We start from the raw sequence: 20,295 nt of genomic DNA on the forward strand, positions 1-20,295 counted from the left end.
CATGACTGAGGTCGCAACGGCGCGTCGCAGTCGGATCACGCCCGAGCGCGAGGCCGAGCTGTACTCGGCCGTGCTCGACCTGCTCCGCGAAGTCGGCTACGACGCCCTGACGATGGACGCCGTGGCCGCCCGTACACGCTCCAGCAAGGCCACGCTCTACCGCCAGTGGGGCGGCAAGCCCGAGCTGGTCGTGAAGGCCATGCGGCACAACAAGCCTGGCCGGATCGGCGATGTCGACACCGGAACCATCCGGGGTGACCTCCACACCCTCCTCGCGCGCGAGGACGACTGCACCATGGAGCGGAACTCCGACCTGATGCGGGCGCTCGCCATGGCGTCGCACACCAATCCGGATCTGATGCGGGCGTTCAAGGAACTGCTCGTCGAACCGGAGATGGCCGAGTTTCAGCGGGTGATGCAACGCGCGGTCGACCGAGGCGAGATCCGGGCCGACTGCCCGGCGCTCGAGTACGTCGTGCACATGCTGGTCGGCGCGTTCGCCACCCGCACGCTGATCGACGACAGGCCGCCCACGCAGGATTTCCTGCGTTCGTACACCGACGCCGTGGTCCTCCCCGCCCTCGGCGTGGACATCCCCTAGCAAGTCCCCACAGCTGGACCCCACCTGACGTAACCGCTCACGTCGTCGGGACGATCACGCCTGCCACCCACCGGGCTGATCACCCCTTCCCGCACCACACCACGACCTGACCGGGAGTACGCCTTCGTGGCCACGTTCCTCTACAAACTGGGCCGGCTCGCCTTCCGGCGACGGCATGTCGTCGCCCTGATATGGGTGGCCCTGCTGACGCTCGCGGGCGTCGGCGCGGCCAGCGCCCCCGCCGCCGGAACCACCTCCTTCTCCATCCCCGGCACGGAAGCGCAGAAAGCTTTCGACCTGCTGGAGCAGCGCTTCCCCGGAGCCAGCGCGGACGGCGGGACCGGGCGCGTCGTCTTCAAGGCGCCCGACGGCGAGAAGATGACGGACGCCGGCAACCGGGCGACCGTCGACAAGGTCGTCAAGGAGCTGAGCGACGGCTCCGAGGTCGTCTCCGTCACCGACCCGTTCAAGACCAACGCCGTCAGCAAGGACGGCACGGTCGCCTACACGTCGGTGAAGTACGACGTTCCGGGCATGGAGCTCAAGGACGCGACCCGGGACGCCCTGGAGACGGCCGCCGACGAGGCCCGGGTTACCGGGCTGACCGTCGACGTCGGAGGTGACGCCCTTCAGGCCGGGGCCGAACCGGGGGCGGCCGGCGAGATCGTCGGCCTCGCCCTCGCCGCGGTCGTCCTCGTCGTCACCCTGGGCTCGCTGGTCGCGGCCGGACTGCCGCTGCTGACAGCGATCATCGGCGTCGGGATCGGCGTCTCCACCATCACCGCCCTCGCCAAGGCGCTCGACCTCGGTGACACCACGTCCACGCTCGCGCTGATGATCGGTCTCGCGGTCGGCATCGACTACGCGTTGTTCATCGTCTCCCGCTACCGCGGCGAACTGGCCGAGGGCCGTGACCGTGAGGAGGCGGTCGGCCGCGCCACCGGCACCGCCGGCTCCGCGGTGGTCTTCGCGGGCCTCACGGTCGTGATCGCGCTGGCGGGCCTCGCGGTCGTCAACGTTCCGATGCTGACCAAGATGGGCCTCGCGGCGGCCGGCACGGTCGTGGTCGCCGTCCTCATCGCGCTCACCATGGTCCCGGCGCTGCTCGGATACGCGGGCAGGAAGGTCAGGGCGGCGGGCGAGAAGCGCCGGCCGCGCGGCGGCGACACCTCCGAGAACACCCGGAAGCAGCAGGCCAAGCCCGGCATGGGGGCCCGCTGGGCCGGCTTCGTCATCCGCCGTCCGGCCGCCGTGCTGCTGCTCGGCGTGGTCGGCCTGGGGGCGATCGCCCTCCCGGCCTCCCAGCTGGAACTGGGGCTGCCCGACGACGGCTCCCAGCCGACGTCCACCACCCAGCGCCGGGCGTACGACCTGCTGTCGGAGGGCTTCGGCCCCGGCTTCAACGGCCCCCTGATGATCGTGGTCGACGCCAAGAACAGCGACGACCCCAAGACCGCGGCCACCACGGTGACCGACGGGATCAAGGGCCTGAAGGACGTGGCGACGGTGACCCCGGCCGCGTTCAACAAGGCCGGCGACACCGCGACGATCACCGTGATCCCGGGCTCCAAGCCGTCCTCGGTCCAGACCGAGGACCTGGTGCACGCCATCCGCGACCAGGGCGCCGGCATCAAGGCCGACACGGGCGCGAAGGTCCTGGTCACCGGCACCACCGCGATGAACATCGACTTCTCGCAGAAGCTCAACGACGCGCTGATCCCCTATCTGGGTCTGGTGGTCGGCCTCGCCTTCCTCCTCCTCATCGCGGTCTTCCGCTCCATCCTGGTCCCGCTGAAGGCGGCCCTCGGCTTCCTGCTCAGCGTGCTCGCCGCGCTCGGTGCCGTGGTCGCGGTCTTCCAGTGGGGCTGGCTGTCCGGGCTGATCGGCGTCGAGGAGACCGGCCCGATCATGTCGATGATGCCGATCTTCATGGTGGGCGTGGTCTTCGGCCTCGCGATGGACTACGAGGTGTTCCTCGTGACCCGCATGCGGGAGGCGTACGTCCACGGCGAGACGCCGGCCCAGGCCGTGGTCACCGGCTTTAGGCACAGCGCCCGGGTCGTGGCCGCCGCCGCGATCATCATGATGGCCGTCTTCGGCGGCTTCATCAGCGCCGGCGAGGCCATGATCAAGATGATCGGCTTCGGCCTCGCGATCGCCGTCTTCTTCGACGCGTTCGTCGTCCGCATGGCGATCGTCCCGGCGGTGCTCGCGCTGCTCGGCAAGAAGGCCTGGTGGCTGCCGAAGTGGCTGGACCGCGCCCTGCCGAACGTGGACGTCGAGGGCGAGGGCCTGCGCACCCAGGCCGACAGGGACGCGAACGCGAGCGGCGACCATGACCCCGACTCGGACGAGAAGAAGGAGCTCGTACGCGCCTGACGCGCGGATTGAGCTGAACAGACCGGCAGGCGCGCCCGACGCGCGCCCCGAGCTGAAACAGACCGGCCGGTGAGGGCCCCGTGGGGACGGGGAGCCCTCACCGGCTCTCTCATGCCGGGCCCAGGGGAGTGTCCAGGAGGGTGATCAGGGTGCGCTTGAACTCCTCGGTCCGCCGGTCGTCCAGCCCGCCCAGCGGGGTCAGCAACCGGTCGAGGAGCACCTGTACGGCGTCGATGGCGGGCCGCACGGTCGTACGTCCCTCATCGGTGAGCGCCAGCCGCACCACCCGGGTGTCCTCGGTGTCCCGGGCCCGTCCGACCAGCCCGGCCGCCTCCAGGGAACGGGCCAGCTTGGAGACGTACAGCGCCTCGAGTCCCGTGTGGTCGGCCAGCTCCCGCTGACTCGGCTGCCGGCCCGACCGCTCCATCCCGGACAGCGAGGCCAGCACCACGTACTGGGCGTGGGTCAGGTTCAGGGGCGCCAGGGCCTGGTCCACGGCGGTGCGCCACTTGTTGGCCAGCCGCCAGACCAGGTAGCCGGGGGTGGGACCGAGGGGGGCGGGAGTGTCACTCACGCCGGGTACGGTACATGGCTACTGTCCTGAAGGCCCTCCGAGGTGGCGGCACCGGCGGAGAACCGTTCCTGGTGTTGTTGGCCGGTGGTGGCCGAATCAGCACGTTCCGGGCCGGGTGTGAGGTCGCGCGGAGATCACGACCTATGCGTCGCTGATTGCTAAGTTTCGGAGGCAGGCCAAGGAAGCTCTGGACATCCAGCCTTGAGGTACGACGCGCATGCCCCCACCGCCGCTCAGCACCGACTCGTTCTGGCAGGTCGGGCCAATTCGCCAACAGCGTCCTTGTGGGAATGGCGCCCGGATCGCGGGAAGAGGTTCAGAAGGGAAGCTCGGGCCTGGCGGCACCACCCGCGCGAGGCTGCCGCTGAGTATTCTTAACCCAGTGTGAGCCAGCGGATGCCCAGGCGGCTGACGTCCAGCGCTTCCTCTTCGGTGATCGGCTCGCGTCCCGTCGCCTTACGCAGGAAACGAAGCTGTCTCCACCCCAACTTCTCCAGCGCCGCCGCCCCATCCGCGCCACCGAGCAGAAGGTCCTGCACCACATCTGCGGCCTGGGGAGTCAGCCATGGTTCGCGCCTCAGGGCGTCGGCCAGGTCCAAGCCGTGCACGGCGACCTCGACCACCCGCGTCAGCAGGAACTCCGACAGAAGCATCGGATCCCCGTGCCGGGTACGAACTACACGACCTTCCGGCTCGGCCTGGCACAGTCGGTCCACCTGCTGCCAGGTGACGTTGAAGTCCTCGGCAAGCGCAGCACCGCTGAGTTGCTCGGCCGCAAGATCCTGGGCCAGAGCGATCCGAGCCGCGTTGGTGTCCGGAGCGAAACGGTCGTCGGGCCGGTAGTACTCCACCGCCGAGATCTCGGCACGGGGCGGCGCCGGCGCGGCCAGCATGCCCGGCAGCCATGCAATCACCACCCGGACATGCGCCAGCAACTCGCTCACCGTCCACGGCGCACACCGCGTCGGCAGTCGCCACTCAGCCATCGAGACGCCGGCCATCGCCCGTGCGAGCTGCCCAGCCTCAAGACGAAACGCTTCAACTACCCGCCCCTGGTCCATGCGATCAAGCTACCCGGCCGGGCTTGGTCCAGCAGCGGTCTCGAACGTGCTCAGAGGCGGACGTCGATCATCGTCGGCGCCGCGATCGGTGCCGTGTTCTTCAAGGAACGGTTCGGTGCGCCGCGGATCGCCGCGGCGGGGCTGCTGGTGGTGGGGATCGGACTGATGCTGCACGCCGGGTAGGCGTTACGGCCGTACCGCCACCGCGTCCACCTCGAACAGCATCCCCGGCAGGGCGAGGGAGGCGACTCCGCTCAGGGTCTGGGCGGGGAGGCGGTCGCCGAAGCGGGTGTGGAGTGCCTTGCCGAGGATCTCCAGTTTGCCGGGGTCGTGGTCGACGATGAACGTGCCGAGCCGGACGACGTGTTCGTATCCGAGGCCCACGCCTGCCAGGGCCGAGCGCAGCCGGTCGAAGGCCAGGTCGACCTGCGCGGCGAAGTCGCCGGGGACGGGGGCGCCGGTGGCGTCCGAGGCGTACTGGCCGCCGATGAAGACGAGTTGTCCGGGCGCCGAGACGGCGTGGCTGTAGCCGAACGGCGTCGGATCGTGCAGGGCGGGCGGGTTCGTGATCGTGCGCTGGTCACGGGTCATGCCCGGTGAACGTCCCGCGCGGGCCGGACCATTCCACCGACGGCCTTCACCGGCCGCCGTTCACTGACCGCCCTTCCACGACCGCCCTTCCACGACCGCCCTTCCACCGGTTCGCTTCCCGGGAGAGCGACCGTGTGCCCGAGGGGTGCGCCCGCGGTTTTCGAGGGGCACTCTGGAAGCAGGTGTTCCGGAGGTGATCGTCATGACGCACAGCACTGTCGGATGGCACATCGAGCTGGAGTTCCAGGAGGATGATCAGCGCACCCGGGCGGCCGCGATGCTGCGTCTGCCCGACGGTACCGAGGTACGCACGCACGGGCACGCCAGCCGTCACCGCATCGACCCGAACCAGCCGAGGGTGGGCGAGGAGATCGCCGCGGCCCGCGCGCTGAACGAACTGGCCATGCAGTTGCTGACCAAGGCGCACGGCGAGATCGACCAGGTGTCCGGACGGACGTCCCACCCGATCAACGTGTGAGTCACCCGGCCAGGGCCGCCCTTACCGCCCTGACCAGCGCCTGCGCCCGTGGGTCCGCTGTCACGGTCTTGCGGAAGCCGTTGGTGACATAGCCGAGGGCGATGCCGGTCTCCGGGTCGGCGAAGCCGAGGGCGCCGCCGCGGCCCGGGTGGCCGAAAGAGCCGGGGCCGAGCAGCGGTGACGCGCTGCCGTGCAGCATGTAGCCGAGGCCGAAGCGGGTGTTGACTACCAGGACGCGGTCCGGGCCCGCCGACTCCTCGGCGCGGGCCGCCTCCACCGTGGCCGGGTCGAACAGCCGTGTGCCGTCGACCTCGCCGATCAGGGCCGCGTAGAAGCGGGCCAGCCCGTCGGCCGTCGCGATGCCGTTGGTCGCGGGCAGGGCCGACGCGCGGTACGCCGGGTCGTTCTGGTCGGGGAAGGGCGTGATCGCGGCGAAGGCCCGGCGGGTGACGGAGCCCGGGTCGTCGTAGGCCTCGCTGACCGCGCGCTTCGGACGGACGCGCAGTCCCGGCCCCGGGGCGGGCTCGGGGGCCTCGTCCAGTGGGCCGACCCGGCCGGCCCGGCCTGCTGCTTCCTCCTCGGGCGGCAGCCCCAGCCACAGGTCCAGGCCCAGCGGCCCGGCGATCGAGTCCGCGATCCACTCGCCGGCGCTCCGCCCCGTCACACGCCGCACCAGTTCGTCGAGCATCCAGCCGTACGTCAGCGCGTGGTACCCGTGGTCCGTGCCGGGCTCCCAGAGGGGGGACTGGGCGGCGACCGCCTCGGGGCCCCGGTACGGGTCGAGGGCTTCTTCCGGCGTGATCGGGTGGTCGAGCAGCGGCAGCCCGGCCCGGTGGTCGAGTATGTGCCGCACCAGCACCCGGTCCTTGCCGTGCGCCTTGAACTCGGGCCAGTACTCGCCCACCGGCGCGTCCAGGTCCAGTTCCCCGCGCTGGTGCAGCAGCAGGGGTACGGCGGCGGCGACGCCCTTGGTCGCCGAGCGGATCACCTGAGCGGTGCCGCGCTGCCACGGCTCGGTCCCGTCGACGTCCTTGGCGCCGGCCCACAGATCGACGACCTTGCGCCCGTCCCGGTACACGGCGACGGCCGCGCCCCTCTCCCCGAGTGCCGCGAAGTTCCGTACGAACGCGTCCCTGACCGGCTCGAAGCCCTCGGCGGCTGTGCCGTTCACGTCCACGTCCGTCTCCACGCCCGTACTCCCGTCCGATCACCTGCGACAACACGCGCAACAAGCCGGAGGCGCCTGCGATTCCTCGGAAGGAGCCGGCAAGGACGCGAGTGACGCCGAGCAGGGAACAGGGCGGGGAAACATGGTGCGGGCGTGAGGAAGAGCATCTTCGCTCCCGGAGGCGTGATCCCGGAAATGTGCGAGCCTGAAAAGGGGAGGAACGGACAGGTTCCGCACAGGTTACGCAGCGTGAGAGGGCGGTCACGATGTCTCTGGTCGAACAGTATGCGCGAGCTCACATCGTGACGGACGCCGATATCCCGCAAGAGGGAGACGAGGCCGTCCCGGTCATCCTGCGCTACGACCCCGAGACAGACCCGCGTTCGGTACGGGTCCGGCTGCCCGGTGCACCCGAATGGACCTTCTCCCGTTCGCTCCTCGAACAGGGCCTGCGCGCCCCGGCCGGCAGCGGCGACGTCCGCGTGTGGCCGTGCGGGCGCGTCCAGGCCGTGGTCGAGTTCCACTCCGACGAGGGCGTCTCCGTGGTGCAGTTCGAGACGAAGGCCCTGCTCAGGTTCCTGCGGCGGACCTACACGGCCACCCCGGCCGCCTTCCGGGAGTCAGCCGCCCATCTTCAGCAGTGACGCCACGATCGGACCCGCCGTGTCACCGCCGTGGCCGCCCTGCTGGACCACGCCCGCGGCCGCGAGGTCGCCCCGGTAGGCGGTGAACCACCCGTTCGGCTTCTTCTGGCCGTCGACCTCCGCCGACCCGGTCTTCGCCCCCACGTTGCCGGTGACCCCGGACATCGCCTCGGCCGCCGTACCGGCGGACGCCGTGTACGACATCAGTTCCCGCAGCTTCGCCAGCGTGTCCGAGGACATCGTGCGGGAGGCGGTGGCGAGCTTGCGGTTGTCGACCGTCGGGGACACCAGGTAGGGCTGCTTGAAGGTGCCCGACTCGATGGTCGCCGACACGGACGCCATGTTCAGCGGGTTCATCCGGACCCCGCCCTGCCCGATCAGCGAGGCCGCCTTCTGGGCCGCGCTCTGCACCGGCACCGACCCGTCGAAGGTGGGCACACCGATGGCCCAGTTGTTCATGGACAGGCCGAACACCTGCTGGGCCTGCTGGGTCAGGTCGCCGTTGTCGAGCTTGGGCGCCTGGCTGATGAAGGCGGTGTTGCAGGAGCGGGCGAAGCTGGCCTTGAAGGTGCCGCCCTTGATCTCGAACTTGTCGTCGTTCTGGAACTTCCAGCCGCCGTAGGTGAAGAACTTCGGGCAGGGGTGCGCCTTGTCGGGCGAGGCCAGCTTCTTCTCGATCAGCAGCGAGGAGGTGATGACCTTCATCGTGGAGCCGGGGGCGAGGGAGCCCTGGAAGGCGGTGTTGAAGCCCTGGGAGGCGTTCGCCACGGCCAGGATCTCGCCGGTCGAGGGACGCAGCACGACCACCGACGACCTGGCCTTCTTGGCGACCTGCCGCTCCGCCGCCGCCTGGAGCGTCGGGTTCAGGGTCGTCTTCACCGTGCCCGGCGTGCCCTTGCTGAGCTCCAGCAGCGTCTTGTCCGACGCCTTCGACGACTTCGCGGACTTGCCGCGCACGACCCTGAGCTCGATGCCCGCCTTGCCGCCGGCCGTCTTGCCGTACTTCTCGCGCAGCCCGTCCAGGACCGGGCCCAGCGACGGGTACCTGGCGGTGGTGATCTCGCCGCCGTCCCGGTCGAACGCGTTGACCGGCGGGGTCCCGGACTCGCCGGTGACCAGCGTGTCGCCGTCCTGGAGGTCGGGGTGGACGACCGAGGAGTGCCAGTCGACGCGCGGCTTCCCGTCGGTGGTGTCGCGGACGACGGTCAGCGCGCTGGCGTACGTCAGCGGCTTCTCGGTGCCCTTGTACGACACCGTGGCCTTCACGGAGAAGGGCACCTTGTCGCCGGTGCGGGCGCCCGGGGTGAGGGTGACGCCCTTGAGGTGGGCGTCCTTGGCGTAGCCGGTGAGCAGGCTGGTGGCCGCCGCGGTGTCGTTCGTGGCGGCGGCCGCCTGCGGGACCCTGCCCTGCTGCCAGGCGGTGAGGAACGTCCGGGCGGTGGTGGTGACCTCGGTCGCCGACAGCGGGCCGCTCGGGATGTCCTTGGCCTTCTGGTCGGCGATCGAGGACGTCGTCTGCGTCCGGTCGTCGGCCGCCGCCCCACCGCCGTACAGCGCGTACGCGCCGAAGGCGACGCCGCCGACGGCCACGGCGATCATCCCGCCGACCACGGCGGGCTTGGTCTTCCGTCGCTCGGCGACGCGCCTTCTGTTGCCCACAGCCTTCGTTCCTCCGCGAAATCCCAGGGTCACCGTTGCCCTCGTTCACCACAACGACGGCACCAGCCTAGAGTCCCGTCCTTCGCGGGTGACTTCAGCCGGCAGCTCGTAGCACAGCTGCGACAATAGGACCGGCCGCGTCGCCGCCGTGGCCGCCCTCCTCCGTCATGGCCGCCGCGGACACGTCGTTGCGGAACCCGGTGAACCAGCTGTTGGACACCGTCTGTCCGTCGACCTCGGCGGAACCGGTCTTCGCGCCTATGTCCCCGCCGAGCCCGGCCATCGCGTTCGCGGCGGTGCCCTGGGTCGCGGTCAGTCGCATCATCTGCTTGAGCTGCGCGGCGGTGCCGGACGGCAGGCCCTTGGCGGTGGCCATCTGGCGGTCGTCGAGCCCGGCCGGGACCAGATAGGGCTGGCGGAAGGCGCCGGTGATGGCGGTGGCCGTCACGGAGGCCATGTTCAGCGGGTTCATCTGGACCTGGCCCTGGCCGATCGCGTTGGCGGCCCGGTCCGGACCGTCCGTCGCGGGGACCTTGCCGTCGAAGGAGACGATGCCGGTCTTCCAGTCCTGGTTGAGGCCGAACCGGGTCTCGGCCTCCGTGGTCAGCGACTCGTCGGTGAGCGGCTTCTCGTCGATCAGCTTGATGAAGGCCGTGTTGCAGGACCGCAGGAAGCTGTTGGCGAGCGTGGCGCTCTCGTTGGCCTTCATGTTCGTGAGGTTCTTGAATGTCTGGCTTCGGTAGACCGCGGTGTCCGGGCAGGGTGCCGGGCCGTTCATCGAGGTCACACCGTTGTCGATGAGCATCGCGGCGGTGATGATCTTCATCGTGGAGCCGGGCGCGACGGTGCCCTCGAAGGCCGCGTTGAAGGCGTCCTCGCGGTTGTTGGCCACCGCCAGCACCGCACCGGTGCTGGGCTTCACGGCGACCACCGACGAGTTGGCGTACAGCTTGACCGCCTTCTCGGCCGCGGCCTGCGCACTCGCGCTGAGCGTGGTCCGCAGCTTTCCGGGCTTGCCCTCGGTGAGGGTGAGGAGCGAGGTGTCGGCGTCGCCCTCGTCGGCGTGCCTGATCACCAGTTCGACACCGGGGGTGCCGCCGGCCTTGTCGCCGTACTTGGCGCGCAGGGTGTCCAGGATCGTGCCGAGGGAGGGGTACTTCTCCTTCGTCAGCACGGTGCCGTCGCGGTCCACGGCCTCGATCGGCGGGTTCGCCGCCTCCCCGGTGACGAGGGTGTCGTCCCGCCGCAGCTGGGGGTGGATCACGGAGGGCTGCCAGTCGACCAGGGCCCGCCCGGTGGACACCCCGCGCACGACGGTCAGCCGGCTCTTGTACGCCAGCGGCTTGGACGTCCCGTCGTAGGTCACCTTCGCCTGCACGGTGTAGGGCACGCTCGCGCCGGACGCCGTACCCGGGGTGATCTTCACATCGCTGATCCGGGCGCTTTGGCTGTACGCCGTCAGCAGCGGCCCGGCCGCCGCGGCGTTGTTCGTGTACGCCGCCGCCTGCGTCGCTTGCCCCTTCTCCCAGGCCGCTAAGAACTTGGCGGACGTCTCCTTCACCTCGTCCGCGCCGGGCGGCCCGCTCCTGACGGCCGCGGGCCCGGCGCTGCCGCTGCTGTCCCCGTTCAACGCGGACACGAAGTTGTACGCCCCGTACCCCGCCCCGCCCACCATCACGACGAACACACCACCCACGACGGCGGCCTTGACCCCCCTGGCCATGGAACTGTCCCCTCCCGTTTCCCCGTACCCCACTTGGTCCTTCGCACTGTACGGGGCGCCTGTGACAGGCGGGGCCAGACCCGGGTATCCAGCGTCGTGGCTGTCGCGGAGCTCGACGGCACGGCAGCGGCGGAACCCGGCCCCTTGCTGCGCGATACCGCTCGTGTCGTAGAGACCGCTACGGCGGGCTGCGCTCCGAGCAACTCCAGGCCCGGATGCTGGCGGACGGTGACGAGCCGGACATCGCGGATGTCGAAAAATCCGCGATCAGGCTCGCGAGCTGTTCCGAGAGATCATCGACAGCAGCGTCGAAGACCGCAGCTGATCACCAGTGCTGGGCCGACGTCACGTCGTAGTCGGGCGAGCCACGCACCCTCAACGTGAAGAGGGCCCAGTCGTAGTAGCGCTCGCCCTTCGCCCCGGCCCCAGCCGAGAGCCGCTGCCACGCTCGTTTCGGCAGGCTGGCGGTGAGCGTGTCCGCGCGGATGAGCCCGAACGCGGTCGGGACGCGACGATCGCAGCCGATGGCCGGCACATACCCGACCCGGCGGATCTCCAGCTCGTCCCGCAGGGCGGGATCCGCGCCATATACCTCGTCCCCGGCGATCCATCGCGCCGGCACCCCAGCGTTCAGGGCGCGGCAGATCATGCCCGTGGCCAGCGCGGGCTTGGTCAGGAACTCGATGTCGGCGGGCACCCCAGCTTTCGGCGCACCGGTCGGGGGCGCCTGTCCAGGACTTCGGCAGTTCTTCCGGGGCTGGTCGGCCAGCAGCCCGACCAGGAACCGGGCGGCGCGGCGGCGAGTCTCGATCCGACCGAACCTGGCGGCGATCAAGGCGAGCAGCCTGTCGGTCTCGGCTGGCCAACGGTCAGGTTCTACTCTGTGGCCCACGGCCAGTCCGGGACCGCCACGCCGGCAAGATCACGGCCTACGGCTGGAGTATCAGGAACGGACCCGGTCCGCGGGCGCGGTCCAGCCGGTGGAGCGGATCCACTCGGCCAGATCCCAGGTGGTCGGCACGATCGCCTTCACTGCTGCGAGGTCTGACGGGTATTCGGACGCCTCGGCGAACTGGCGGAACATCGCCTTGTCGAGGTCGTTGCCGAGGACGCTCAGTGGCAGGGCCTCGTAGCGTGACGGTAGCCCGGCGCGCGCCCCGAACGCGGCGGCGATCTGGGGGCCCGTTGGCTCGTCGCCGATGACCTCGATGGCTCCGCCGGGCACGTCCGCGGTGTCGAGCAGGATCGCGGCGGCGACCTGGCCGATGTCCTTGACCGAGATCATCTTCAGGGCGATGTCGTTCGGCAGCGGCAGCCTCACCACGATCGTTCCGTCCTCCAGGCTCGGCGCCATCACGGTCGCGAAGTTCTCCATGAAGGCGGTCGCGCGAACCATCGTGGTCCTCAGACCGGAAAGCTTCAGGTATTCCTCGATCCGGTGCTTCGAGTCGTGGTGCGGCACGCCCGTTTCGCGATCCGCTCCGAAGACCGAGTTGAACACGACGTGTGGCACGCGCGCTGCGGCCGCCGCATCGACGAGGGCGGTGCCCACTCGGACCTCCTCCTCGACCTCCTCGAGGCTGTTCGCCTCCGGGGTCATGAAGTAGAACGCGTCGACCGCCTCCAGCGCGGCGATCGTTGACGCCGGGTCGTCGATCCGGACGGTCGCCAGCTCGACGCCTCGGGCGGCCAGCGCCTGCGCTCGATCGGACTTGGGGGTGCGGACGAGGGCCCGCACCCGCGCTCCTCGGGCCAGGAGCGCGTCGACGACCGCCCCGCCCTGCTGTCCCGTCGCACCGAAGACCGCGATCGCACCGTTTTCCCGCGTGACCATGTCGTCACCTCTCCCTAGGGAATGGCATGAACCCTGACTAGTTCATGGCATGAACAAAACTAGTTCATGCCATGAACTGACGCAAGGCATGAGGGTGCCCAGGAGGACTGCGCGGTATGTCAGGACGAGGTGGACGCCGAGACGCCCGACGCGTCCACGATGGCGGTGGCCAGGCGTTCGAGGTCGCGCTGGTCGTCGGCGTCGAGGTTCTCCGCGACGTCGGGCAGGCGCTTGGTGGTCTCGGCGAACACCGCCTCGGCGAGCACCTTCCCCGTGGGCGTCACGCTGAGCATGATGACCCGCCGGTCCTGCTCTGAACTCGCTCGGCTGACCAGGTGGCGCCGCTCGGTGCGATCGACGAGCTGGCTCAGCGCGTTTTTGGTCATGCCGAGCGAGGCGGCGAGGTACGTCATCTGCCGCGGCTCGTCCTTGATCGCGCACAGCAGCGTGGCCTGTGAGGAAGTCAGGTCGTACTCGGCGCAGATCTGCGCGTACCTCCGCTGGATCAGGACCGAGAGCCAGAAGAGCTTGTCGCCGTAGTCCACGCCCGCCGCCCCTCGTCTGGTGCCGAACGCCTAGTTTACCGACGCCGACCGGCTTGCCCGACCGTCCAGCTGCCGGTGAAATCCGCCTTGCCTGGCCTGGCCTGGAGCGCCGCGACCCCTCCGCGAAGTCCTCGGTGCCTGGCAAATCCGGCCGGACTCGACGAGCACCAGGTCCGCCGCTGGACCTCCTGGCGTCGTTGGCCGGTGTTCGCGATGCTCGCCCACGCCTGGTCGATCTGGCGCCGATGCCACCAACACCGAGCCCGCACCAGCCACTGCCGACGCCAAGAAGCAACACTTCACTCGCTATAACGATCTACGGGCACGGCTGGAGTACTAGGAAGTCTCTGGGTGGCTCGCCCAGCGCTGTGCGCGGGCAGCAATTCATGGGTTCACGGACCGCACCCCAGCTCCCGAACGGCTCCCATTTGCGGCTTGAGCTGAGTCCCATGGACTGTCCGTTACCGGACAGGTCTACAGACTGCTCGACGCCCCGGAAGCGTACGGGCGTGACCGACCTGGACACCGTCAGTCGTTTCTCCGCGCCTCCTGTTTCGCCTGGTCCTCCATCTCTCTGAGTACGTCATCGAGGGTCACGACTTGTCCCCGCGACTGCTTTGCCGATGCTTCTGCCAGATTGCTGTACACATGCGCGTTGAAGTGCTTGGCCTGTGGGCACCAGCTCCTGGATCACGGGCCTTCCGCTCCGGCGGGGATGCCCTCCGGGAGCCCTTGTGTGACCGGAGCCTCCCGTGACGTCATCTCCTGAGGTCTCTTCGGAGACGGTCGGGGCGCCGGCACTGGGCCGCCTCCGGGCCGTCCGAGGGTGGCCGACGACGGCCGCTAACGACCGACAACGACCAAGTGGGCTCGGCAGATTGCCGTGCCCACTTGGAACGTCTGCGCAGCTAGACCCAGGTATCCAGCCACATCCGCGACCGCCACTGGTCGATGGGGATCGCGGTGCCGGTGTACAGGGGCCAGAAATAAATGAAGTTCCAGGCGATCAGCAGGACGAGGATGCCCGCGCCGGTGGCGCCCGCGACGCGGCGGGTGTCGGTGGAGCCCGGGGGGCCGATGATCGCGCCGAGGAGCATGGTGACGGCCAGACACAGGAACGGGACGAAGACGATCGTGTAGAAGAAGAAGATCGTGCGGTCCTGGTAGAGGAACCAGGGGAGGTACCCGGCCGCGATACCGCAGGCGACCGCGCCCGCGCGCCAGTCGCGGCGGAAGAACCAGCGCCACAGCACGTACAGGATCGCGAAGCAGGCCACCCACCACAGCAGGGGCGTGCCGATGGCGAGGACCTCCCGGGCGCACTTCTCGCCCGCGTCGGCCGGGCAGCCGTCCTTGCCGGGTGCGGGGGACTCGTAGAAGTACGAGACCGGGCGGCCCGTGACGAGCCAGCTCCACGGGTTGGACTGGTACGTGTGCGGTGAGGAGAGGTTGATGTTGAACTTGTAGACCTCGTGCTCGTAGTGCCACAGGCTGCGCCACCAGTCCGGGAAGAGCCAGGACCAGCTGCTGTCCTTGCCGTCGGGGGTGGTGGCCCAGTTGCGGTAGTAGCCGCCCTTGCCGTTGGCGGGGGAGAGGATCCAGCCGAGCCAGGACAGGACGTACGTGGCGAGCGCGACCGGGACGGTGGCGAGGAACCCGAGGCCGAGGTCCCGCCGGAACACCGCCGCGTACGGGCGGTACGCGCCCGCGACCCTGCGGGTGCCGACGTCCCACAGCACCGTCAGCACACAGAACGCGGCCAGCACGTAGAGGCCGTTCCACTTGGTGCCGATCGCCAGGCCCAGCGTGAGGCCCGCCAGCCAGCGCCAGGGGCGCCATCCGAAGCGGGTGGTCTCCGCGATGTGCGGGTCGGGGCGGGCCCGGCCGTCCCCCTCAGCCCCGGCGGACACCGCGAGCGCGGCGGCGAGTTTCGCGCGGGTCCTGTCGCGGTCGATGACCAGACAGCCGAACGCGGCCAGCACGAAGAACATCAGCACGCCGTCGAGCAGCGAGGTGCGGGCCATCACGAAGGCCAGGCCGTCCACCGCCATCAGCGCGCCCGCCAGGCAGCCGAGGAAGGTGGAGCGGAAGATCCGGCGGCCGATCCGGCACAGGATCAGGATCGACAGGGTGCCGAGCAGCGCGGTCATGAACCGCCAGCCGAACGGGTTGAAGCCGAACATCAGCTCGCCGAGCCCGATGACGTACTTGCCGACCGGAGGGTGCACGACGTACGCCGCGTCCGTCGGGATCGGCACGTTCCCGTTGTTCGCCAGGATCAGGTCGTTGACGTTCTTGCCCCAGTTGACCTCGAAGCCGCGGTGGACGAGCGCCCACGCGTCCTTGGCGTAGTACGTCTCGTCGAATATCACCCGCTTCGGGCTGCCCAGGTGGTAGAAGCGCAGGATGCCCGCGAACAGCGTCACCAGCAGCGGGCCGCCCCAGCCGGACCAGCGGGTCAGCCGGCCGGCGATCGGCCCGGACACCCCGAGTACCTGCCACAGCCGCGGGCTGGGCTTCACGTACGGCGGCACCAGCTGCTCGCGCACGTCGCCTCTGGGCCCGGCCTGGTAGCCGAAACGGCGCAGCCGCTGCTGCCACGAGGGCCGCTGGTCCTGGGGGGCCTGGTCCTGCCGGGTGTCCGTGGAGGACGCGGTACTGGTCACCGCGCCATCGTAGGGAACCGGGCTGTGTGAGTCCTGCCTCTCGGCCCCTGCGAGGATGGAAACGTGACAGTTGCGCCCGGAACCCTGGTCCTCGCCGGCACTCCCATCGGTGACGTCTCCGACGCCCCGCCCCGGCTCGCCGAGGAGCTGGCCGGTGCCGACGTCGTCGCCGCCGAGGACACCCGGCGGCTGCGCCGGCTGACGCAGGCGCTCGGTGTGACGCCCAAGGGGAGGGTCGTCTCCTACTTCGAGGGCAACGAAGCCGCCCGGACGCCCGAACTGGTCGAGGAACTGGTGGGCGGCGCGCGGGTGCTGCTGGTGACCGACGCGGGCATGCCGTCCGTGTCCGACCCCGGGTACCGGCTGGTCGCGGCGGCCGTGGAGAAGGACATCCGCGTCACCGCCGTACCGGGACCTTCCGCCGTGCTCACCGCGCTCGCGCTGTCCGGGCTGCCCGTCGACCGGTTCTGCTTCGAGGGGTTCCTGCCGCGCAAGGCGGGTGAACGGCTGTCCCGGCTGCGGGAGGTCGCGGGCGAACGGCGCACACTCGTCTACTTCGAGGCCCCGCACCGGCTCGACGACACCCTCGCCGCGATGGCCGAGGTGTTCGGCGCCGACCGGCGGGCCGCCGTCTGCCGCGAGCTGACCAAGACGTACGAGGAGGTCAAGCGCGGTGGGCTCGGCGAGCTGGCCGCGTGGGCGGCTCAGGGTGTGCGCGGCGAGATCACCGTCGTCGTCGAGGGCGCGCCGGACAAGGGGCCCGAGGAGCTCGACGCCGCGGAACTCGTGCGGCGGGTGCGGGTGCGCGAGGAGGCGGGGGAGCGGCGCAAGGAGGCGATCGCCGCGGTGGCCGCGGAAGCGGGACTGCCCAAGCGTGAGGTGTTCGACGCGGTGGTGGCGGCGAAGAACGCGGCGCTGTGAACGTGGTCTTGTGAACGCGGCCCAGCGAACCGGTGTTGTGAACGCGGTCTTGTGAACGCGGCACAGTGAAGGCGACGTGGTGAAAGCGGCACTGTGAAGGCGGCGTTGTGAGCGGGCGCACGATGCCCTCTGAGCAGGGCGTATCTCCTCTGAGCGAGCGCCCCATCGCCGGGTAAAGGGCGGGCGGGAAAAGCAAAGCCCAGCCCGCTCAGTGAGGCTGTTTTGGCAAGCATCGTCCAAATCGCCTCCAACACTCGACAGGGCCGATGCGTTCACGCGGGCGGAGGCGTCCACTGGGGTGCGGGGACGCTTGTCCCTTCCTCCGGCGGACAAGAGGAGCTGGCATGAGTGAGACTGCCGTGGTCCACGAGTCGTATTCCTTCGCCTGCATGCGATGCGGGCACGGATGGGAGCAGTCGTACCAGATAGAGCACCACGTGGACGCCGACGGCCGCGAGTTCGTGCAGTACGTGGTGGACGGTCAGGTCGTGCCCTCTCCGCTCTCCAGGCCCTCCTGCGCGAACTGCGACAACCACGTCGTACGGATCATGCGGCCGGGACGGGTCGCGTCGGCCCGCGAAGCCGCTCACCGGCAGCACGAGACGCCGCCGGCCGGGCCGGTGGAGGCGCCGAGGGGCGCGGGCGAGAGCCAGGGGCAGGGCGGTCAGAAGGAGCCCCACCACTGGCATCTGTCCGACATCCTGCACCCGTTCCAGCGCAAGGCGAGCTGACCCGCTCCGGCACCGGTGACGGCATGCCCCTTTCGTAGGATCGGGGCATGCCTTCGAACGCCGCCTCCGGCACGTCAGACAAGCGCGACAAGAACGCGGCCCCGCCGCTCCCGGAGCCCCTCCGGGTGCCGGTCGCCGACTCCCACACCCACCTCGACATGCAGGCCGGGACTGTGGGGGAGGGGCTCGCGAAGGCCGCGTCGGTCGGGGTGACGACGGTCGTGCAGGTCGGCTGCGACGTGGCCGGCTCGCGGTGGGCCGCCGAGACGGCCGCGCGGTACGACGCCGTCCACGCGACCGTCGCGCTGCACCCCAACGAGGCTCCGCGGATCGTGCACGGCGACCCGGACGGCTGGTCCCGGCAGGGGGCGCGGCAGCCGGGCGGCGAGGCCGGGCTCGACGAGGCGCTCGCCGAGATCGACCGGCTGGCCGGCCTGGAACAGGTCAAGGGCGTCGGTGAGACGGGACTGGACTACTTCCGCACCGGGCCCGAGGGCAAACAGGCGCAGGAGCGGTCCTTCCGCGCCCACATCGAGATCGCCAAGCGGCACGGCAAGGCCCTGGTCATCCACGACCGCGACGCCCACGCCGACGTGCTGCGCGTGCTGAAGGAGGAGGGCGCCCCCGAGCGCACCGTCTTCCACTGCTACTCCGGGGACGCCGAGATGGCGGAGATCTGCGCCGGCGCCGGGTATTTCATGTCCTTCGCAGGCAACGTCACCTTCAAGAACGCCCAGAACCTGCGGGACGCCGTGGCCGTGGCCCCGCTGGAACTGCTGCTGGTGGAGACCGACGCGCCGTTCCTGACGCCGGTGCCGTATCGCGGACGGCCCAACGCCCCGTATCTCATTCCGGTCACGGTGCGTGCGATGGCGGCCGTGCGGGGCATCGGGGAGGACGCGCTGGCGTCGGCACTCGCCGCCAACACCGCACGCGCTTTCGGCTACTGACCCCGTTGCTGTGCCGTTATCACCCTGCTCGAACACGACTCTGAGTAGTCGAGTCGCTTTGGAGAGTTACTCTCGCTCCGCTAGGTTCTGGGGCTCGATCCGGACCCCCTCTGGACCCCTCGGCCCCTGGAGCGTGTCGGCGTGAGCAACTCGCAGTACCAGACGTTCGAGACGTACGGCACGGAGCCGGCCCCCGAGCCGCGCCCCGGCCTGCCCACCGGTCTGCGCACCGGTCTGCGCACCGGTCTGCGCACCGGTCTGCGCACCGGTCTGCGCACCGGTCTGCGCACGGCGAAGACGCCGGCCTACGGCGTGGACGCGGCGCCGACGGCGTACGGCACACCGGCCGCGTACGAGGACCCGACAGCACCGGCGTACGACGACCCGACGCCACCGGCGTACGAGGACCCGACAGCACCGGCGTACGGGGATCTGGCGCCACCGGCGTACGAGGACACGTACCGGCCCGCCTACGAGGTGCCGGAGACGGCCCGACCCGAGGTGCCGTGGCAGGGCGTGCCGGAGATGCCCGCGCCCGTCGCACGCGCCCGCGCGAGTCAGGTGAGCGGGCGGGCCGCGCGCCGGCGCCGGGCGCGGTCCGCCGAGCGCACCGACAGCACCATGCGCCGGCTGCTTCCGCAGGCGCTGGTCGTCGCCTTCCTGGCCGGCGGCACCACCGCGTTCGTCGCCAAGGACAAGGCGATCGAGCTGAGCGTCGACGGCACCCCGCGCACCCTGCACACCTTCGCGGACGACGTCACCGAACTGCTCGCCGAGGAGGGCGTGCGGGTCGGGGCGCACGACGTGGTCGCGCCCGCTCCCGGCGAGGCCCTGGCCAACGGCGACGAGGTCGCGGTGCACTACGGCCGCCCCGTCCGCCTCACCCTGGACGGCCAGCGGCGCGAGGTGTGGACGACGGCGCACACGGTGGAGGGGGCGCTGCGACAGCTGGGGGTGCGTGCGGAGGGCGCGTACCTGTCCGCCTCGCGCTCCCGGCGCATCGGACACGGGGGGCTCGCGCTGGACGTGCGTACCGAGCGTGCCGTGACCGTCATGGCGGACGGCCGGGCCCGCACGATCCGCACCAACGCGGCGACCGTGCGCGAGGCCGTCGCGCAGGCCGGGATCACCCTGCGCGGACAGGACACGACGTCCGTGACGCCGGAGAGCTTCCCGCGCGACGGGCAGACCGTCACCGTGCTGCGGATCACCGGGAGCAAGGAGGTCCGGGAGGAGTCGATCCCGTTCACGGTGGAACGGACCGAGGATCCCGGGCTGTTCCGCGGCACCGAGATCGTCGAGCGGGCCGGGCAGCCGGGGCTGCGGCGGACCACGTACTCCCTGCGGACCGTCAACGGCGTGCGGCAGAAGCCGCGGTGGCTCCGGACGGAGCTGGTGCGGGAGCCGCGGCCGCAGGTGGTCAAGGTGGGCACGAAGCCGCTCCCCTCGTCCGTGCGGGGGGCGGACGATCTCGACTGGCAGGGGCTGGCGGCGTGCGAGTCCGGTGGGCGGCCGGGAGCCGTCGACTCGTCGGGGACGTACGGCGGGCTGTACCAGTTCGACACGCAGACCTGGCAGAGCCTCGGAGGGAAGGGGCGGCCGCAGGACGCGTCGGCGGCGGAGCAGACGTACCGGGCGAAGAAGCTCTATGCGCGGCGGGGGGCCAGTCCTTGGCCGCATTGCGGGGGGCGGTTGCATGGGTGAGCGGCCTAGGGCCTGTTGCAGGCCCTGGCCGCGGGCCGTCGTACCGGCTCCGGCCCCGGCTCCGGC

The 20,295-nt window shown here is 70.5% G+C and carries 18 protein-coding genes and 1 pseudogene; 9 read left to right on the top strand and 10 right to left on the bottom strand.

Annotated features, from left to right (window positions below):
• Position 1: 1 nt before the first annotated feature.
• On the top strand, positions 2–601 hold the full coding sequence (locus tag ACIBK3_RS36090; RefSeq protein WP_399371901.1) for a TetR/AcrR family transcriptional regulator: 600 nt from the start codon (positions 2–4) through the stop codon (positions 599–601).
• 126 nt (positions 602–727) lie between these two features.
• Positions 728–2,980, top strand: coding sequence for an MMPL family transporter (locus ACIBK3_RS36095; RefSeq protein WP_399371903.1), 2,253 nt, complete (start codon positions 728–730; stop codon positions 2,978–2,980).
• Between the two features lie 109 nt (positions 2,981–3,089).
• On the opposite strand, the gene ACIBK3_RS36100 is transcribed toward ACIBK3_RS36095, so the two are convergent.
• Positions 3,090–3,554 carry a MarR family winged helix-turn-helix transcriptional regulator gene (locus tag ACIBK3_RS36100; RefSeq protein WP_399371904.1) on the bottom strand — a complete coding sequence of 155 codons (465 nt, stop codon included), beginning with the start codon at positions 3,552–3,554 and terminating at the stop codon, positions 3,090–3,092.
• A gap of 374 nt (positions 3,555–3,928) precedes the next feature.
• A complete protein-coding gene (locus tag ACIBK3_RS36105) occupies positions 3,929–4,615 on the bottom strand; it encodes a maleylpyruvate isomerase N-terminal domain-containing protein (protein WP_399371906.1) in 687 nt (228 codons plus the stop codon).
• 48 nt (positions 4,616–4,663) lie between these two features.
• On the opposite strand from ACIBK3_RS36105, the pseudogene ACIBK3_RS36110 reads away from it, so the two are divergent.
• Positions 4,664–4,798, top strand: a pseudogene (locus tag ACIBK3_RS36110) (EamA family transporter); the annotation flags it as partial.
• Positions 4,799–4,801: 3 nt separating this feature from the next.
• On the opposite strand, the gene ACIBK3_RS36115 reads toward ACIBK3_RS36110, so the two are convergent.
• Positions 4,802–5,206 carry a RidA family protein gene (locus ACIBK3_RS36115; RefSeq protein WP_399371907.1) on the bottom strand — a complete coding sequence of 135 codons (405 nt, stop codon included), beginning with the start codon at positions 5,204–5,206 and terminating at the stop codon, positions 4,802–4,804.
• Between the two features lie 202 nt (positions 5,207–5,408).
• Between ACIBK3_RS36115 and ACIBK3_RS36120 the strand changes: the two genes are divergently transcribed.
• Complete coding sequence (locus ACIBK3_RS36120; protein WP_399371909.1) at positions 5,409–5,684, top strand: DUF1876 domain-containing protein; 276 nt, start codon at positions 5,409–5,411, stop codon at positions 5,682–5,684.
• Position 5,685: 1 nt separating this feature from the next.
• Here the strand turns inward: ACIBK3_RS36120 and ACIBK3_RS36125 are convergent, their stop codons facing one another.
• Positions 5,686–6,861 (bottom strand): serine hydrolase domain-containing protein, encoded by a 1,176-nt coding sequence (locus ACIBK3_RS36125; protein WP_399372024.1) that lies wholly within the window; start codon positions 6,859–6,861, stop codon positions 5,686–5,688.
• A gap of 257 nt (positions 6,862–7,118) precedes the next feature.
• Between ACIBK3_RS36125 and ACIBK3_RS36130 the strand changes: the two genes are divergently transcribed.
• The gene (locus ACIBK3_RS36130; RefSeq protein ID WP_399371911.1) at positions 7,119–7,496 is read left to right on the top strand and encodes an SsgA family sporulation/cell division regulator; all 378 of its coding nucleotides are present in this window, start codon (positions 7,119–7,121) and stop codon (positions 7,494–7,496) included.
• On the opposite strand, the gene ACIBK3_RS36135 is transcribed toward ACIBK3_RS36130, so the two are convergent.
• The 6 genes from ACIBK3_RS36135 to ACIBK3_RS36160 all read right to left on the bottom strand — a co-directional run bounded on the left by ACIBK3_RS36135 (position 7,473) and on the right by ACIBK3_RS36160 (position 15,923).
• Positions 7,473–9,155: a penicillin-binding transpeptidase domain-containing protein gene (locus ACIBK3_RS36135; protein ID WP_399371913.1), complete on the bottom strand. Its 1,683-nt coding sequence runs from the start codon at positions 9,153–9,155 to the stop codon at positions 7,473–7,475. The two genes, ACIBK3_RS36130 and ACIBK3_RS36135, sit on opposite strands and share 24 nt — an antisense overlap.
• A gap of 94 nt (positions 9,156–9,249) precedes the next feature.
• Positions 9,250–10,878 carry a penicillin-binding transpeptidase domain-containing protein gene (locus tag ACIBK3_RS36140; protein ID WP_399371914.1) on the bottom strand — a complete coding sequence of 543 codons (1,629 nt, stop codon included), beginning with the start codon at positions 10,876–10,878 and terminating at the stop codon, positions 9,250–9,252.
• A gap of 325 nt (positions 10,879–11,203) precedes the next feature.
• On the bottom strand, positions 11,204–11,713 hold the full coding sequence (locus ACIBK3_RS36145) for a transposase (protein ID WP_399371916.1): 510 nt from the start codon (positions 11,711–11,713) through the stop codon (positions 11,204–11,206).
• A 108-nt stretch (positions 11,714–11,821) separates the two neighbouring features.
• Positions 11,822–12,712, bottom strand: coding sequence for an NmrA/HSCARG family protein (locus ACIBK3_RS36150; protein WP_399371917.1), 891 nt, complete (start codon positions 12,710–12,712; stop codon positions 11,822–11,824).
• Between the two features lie 119 nt (positions 12,713–12,831).
• Entirely contained in the window at positions 12,832–13,257 is a 426-nt protein-coding gene (locus ACIBK3_RS36155) for a MarR family winged helix-turn-helix transcriptional regulator (RefSeq protein ID WP_399371919.1), read from the bottom strand.
• A gap of 908 nt (positions 13,258–14,165) precedes the next feature.
• Positions 14,166–15,923, bottom strand: a complete 1,758-nt coding sequence (locus ACIBK3_RS36160; protein ID WP_399371920.1) for a dolichyl-phosphate-mannose--protein mannosyltransferase — start codon at positions 15,921–15,923, stop codon at positions 14,166–14,168.
• A 63-nt stretch (positions 15,924–15,986) separates the two neighbouring features.
• Between ACIBK3_RS36160 and rsmI the strand changes: the two genes are divergently transcribed.
• The 4 genes from rsmI to ACIBK3_RS36180 all read left to right on the top strand — a co-directional run bounded on the left by rsmI (position 15,987) and on the right by ACIBK3_RS36180 (position 20,229).
• Positions 15,987–16,844 carry a 16S rRNA (cytidine(1402)-2'-O)-methyltransferase gene (gene rsmI, locus ACIBK3_RS36165; protein WP_030668361.1) on the top strand — a complete coding sequence of 286 codons (858 nt, stop codon included), beginning with the start codon at positions 15,987–15,989 and terminating at the stop codon, positions 16,842–16,844.
• 344 nt (positions 16,845–17,188) lie between these two features.
• Entirely contained in the window at positions 17,189–17,575 is a 387-nt protein-coding gene (locus ACIBK3_RS36170) for a hypothetical protein (protein ID WP_399371921.1), read from the top strand.
• Between the two features lie 47 nt (positions 17,576–17,622).
• Positions 17,623–18,525, top strand: coding sequence for a TatD family hydrolase (locus ACIBK3_RS36175; RefSeq protein WP_399371922.1), 903 nt, complete (start codon positions 17,623–17,625; stop codon positions 18,523–18,525).
• Between the two features lie 141 nt (positions 18,526–18,666).
• Positions 18,667–20,229 (top strand): ubiquitin-like domain-containing protein, encoded by a 1,563-nt coding sequence (locus ACIBK3_RS36180; protein WP_399371924.1) that lies wholly within the window; start codon positions 18,667–18,669, stop codon positions 20,227–20,229.
• Positions 20,230–20,295 lie beyond the last annotated feature (66 nt).

Origin of the sequence: Streptomyces sp. NPDC050287, assembly GCF_044459385.1 — a bacterium.
Lineage (GTDB): Bacteria > Actinomycetota > Actinomycetes > Streptomycetales > Streptomycetaceae > Streptomyces.

What these genes read in the sequence shown, in the direction of transcription:
- ACIBK3_RS36090 (WP_399371901.1), top strand. Translation starts at nt 2, where the DNA reads ATGACTGAGGTCGCAACGGCGCGTCGCAGTCGGATCACGCCCGAGCGC.
- ACIBK3_RS36105 (WP_399371906.1), bottom strand. Translation starts at nt 4,615, where the DNA reads ATGGACCAGGGGCGGGTAGTTGAAGCGTTTCGTCTTGAGGCTGGGCAG.
- ACIBK3_RS36115 (WP_399371907.1), bottom strand. Translation starts at nt 5,206, where the DNA reads ATGACCCGTGACCAGCGCACGATCACGAACCCGCCCGCCCTGCACGAT.
- ACIBK3_RS36120 (WP_399371909.1), top strand. Translation starts at nt 5,409, where the DNA reads ATGACGCACAGCACTGTCGGATGGCACATCGAGCTGGAGTTCCAGGAG.
- ACIBK3_RS36130 (WP_399371911.1), top strand. Translation starts at nt 7,119, where the DNA reads ATGTCTCTGGTCGAACAGTATGCGCGAGCTCACATCGTGACGGACGCC.
- ACIBK3_RS36140 (WP_399371914.1), bottom strand. Translation starts at nt 10,878, where the DNA reads ATGGCCAGGGGGGTCAAGGCCGCCGTCGTGGGTGGTGTGTTCGTCGTG.
- ACIBK3_RS36150 (WP_399371917.1), bottom strand. Translation starts at nt 12,712, where the DNA reads ATGGTCACGCGGGAAAACGGTGCGATCGCGGTCTTCGGTGCGACGGGA.
- ACIBK3_RS36170 (WP_399371921.1), top strand. Translation starts at nt 17,189, where the DNA reads ATGAGTGAGACTGCCGTGGTCCACGAGTCGTATTCCTTCGCCTGCATG.
- ACIBK3_RS36175 (WP_399371922.1), top strand. Translation starts at nt 17,623, where the DNA reads ATGCCTTCGAACGCCGCCTCCGGCACGTCAGACAAGCGCGACAAGAAC.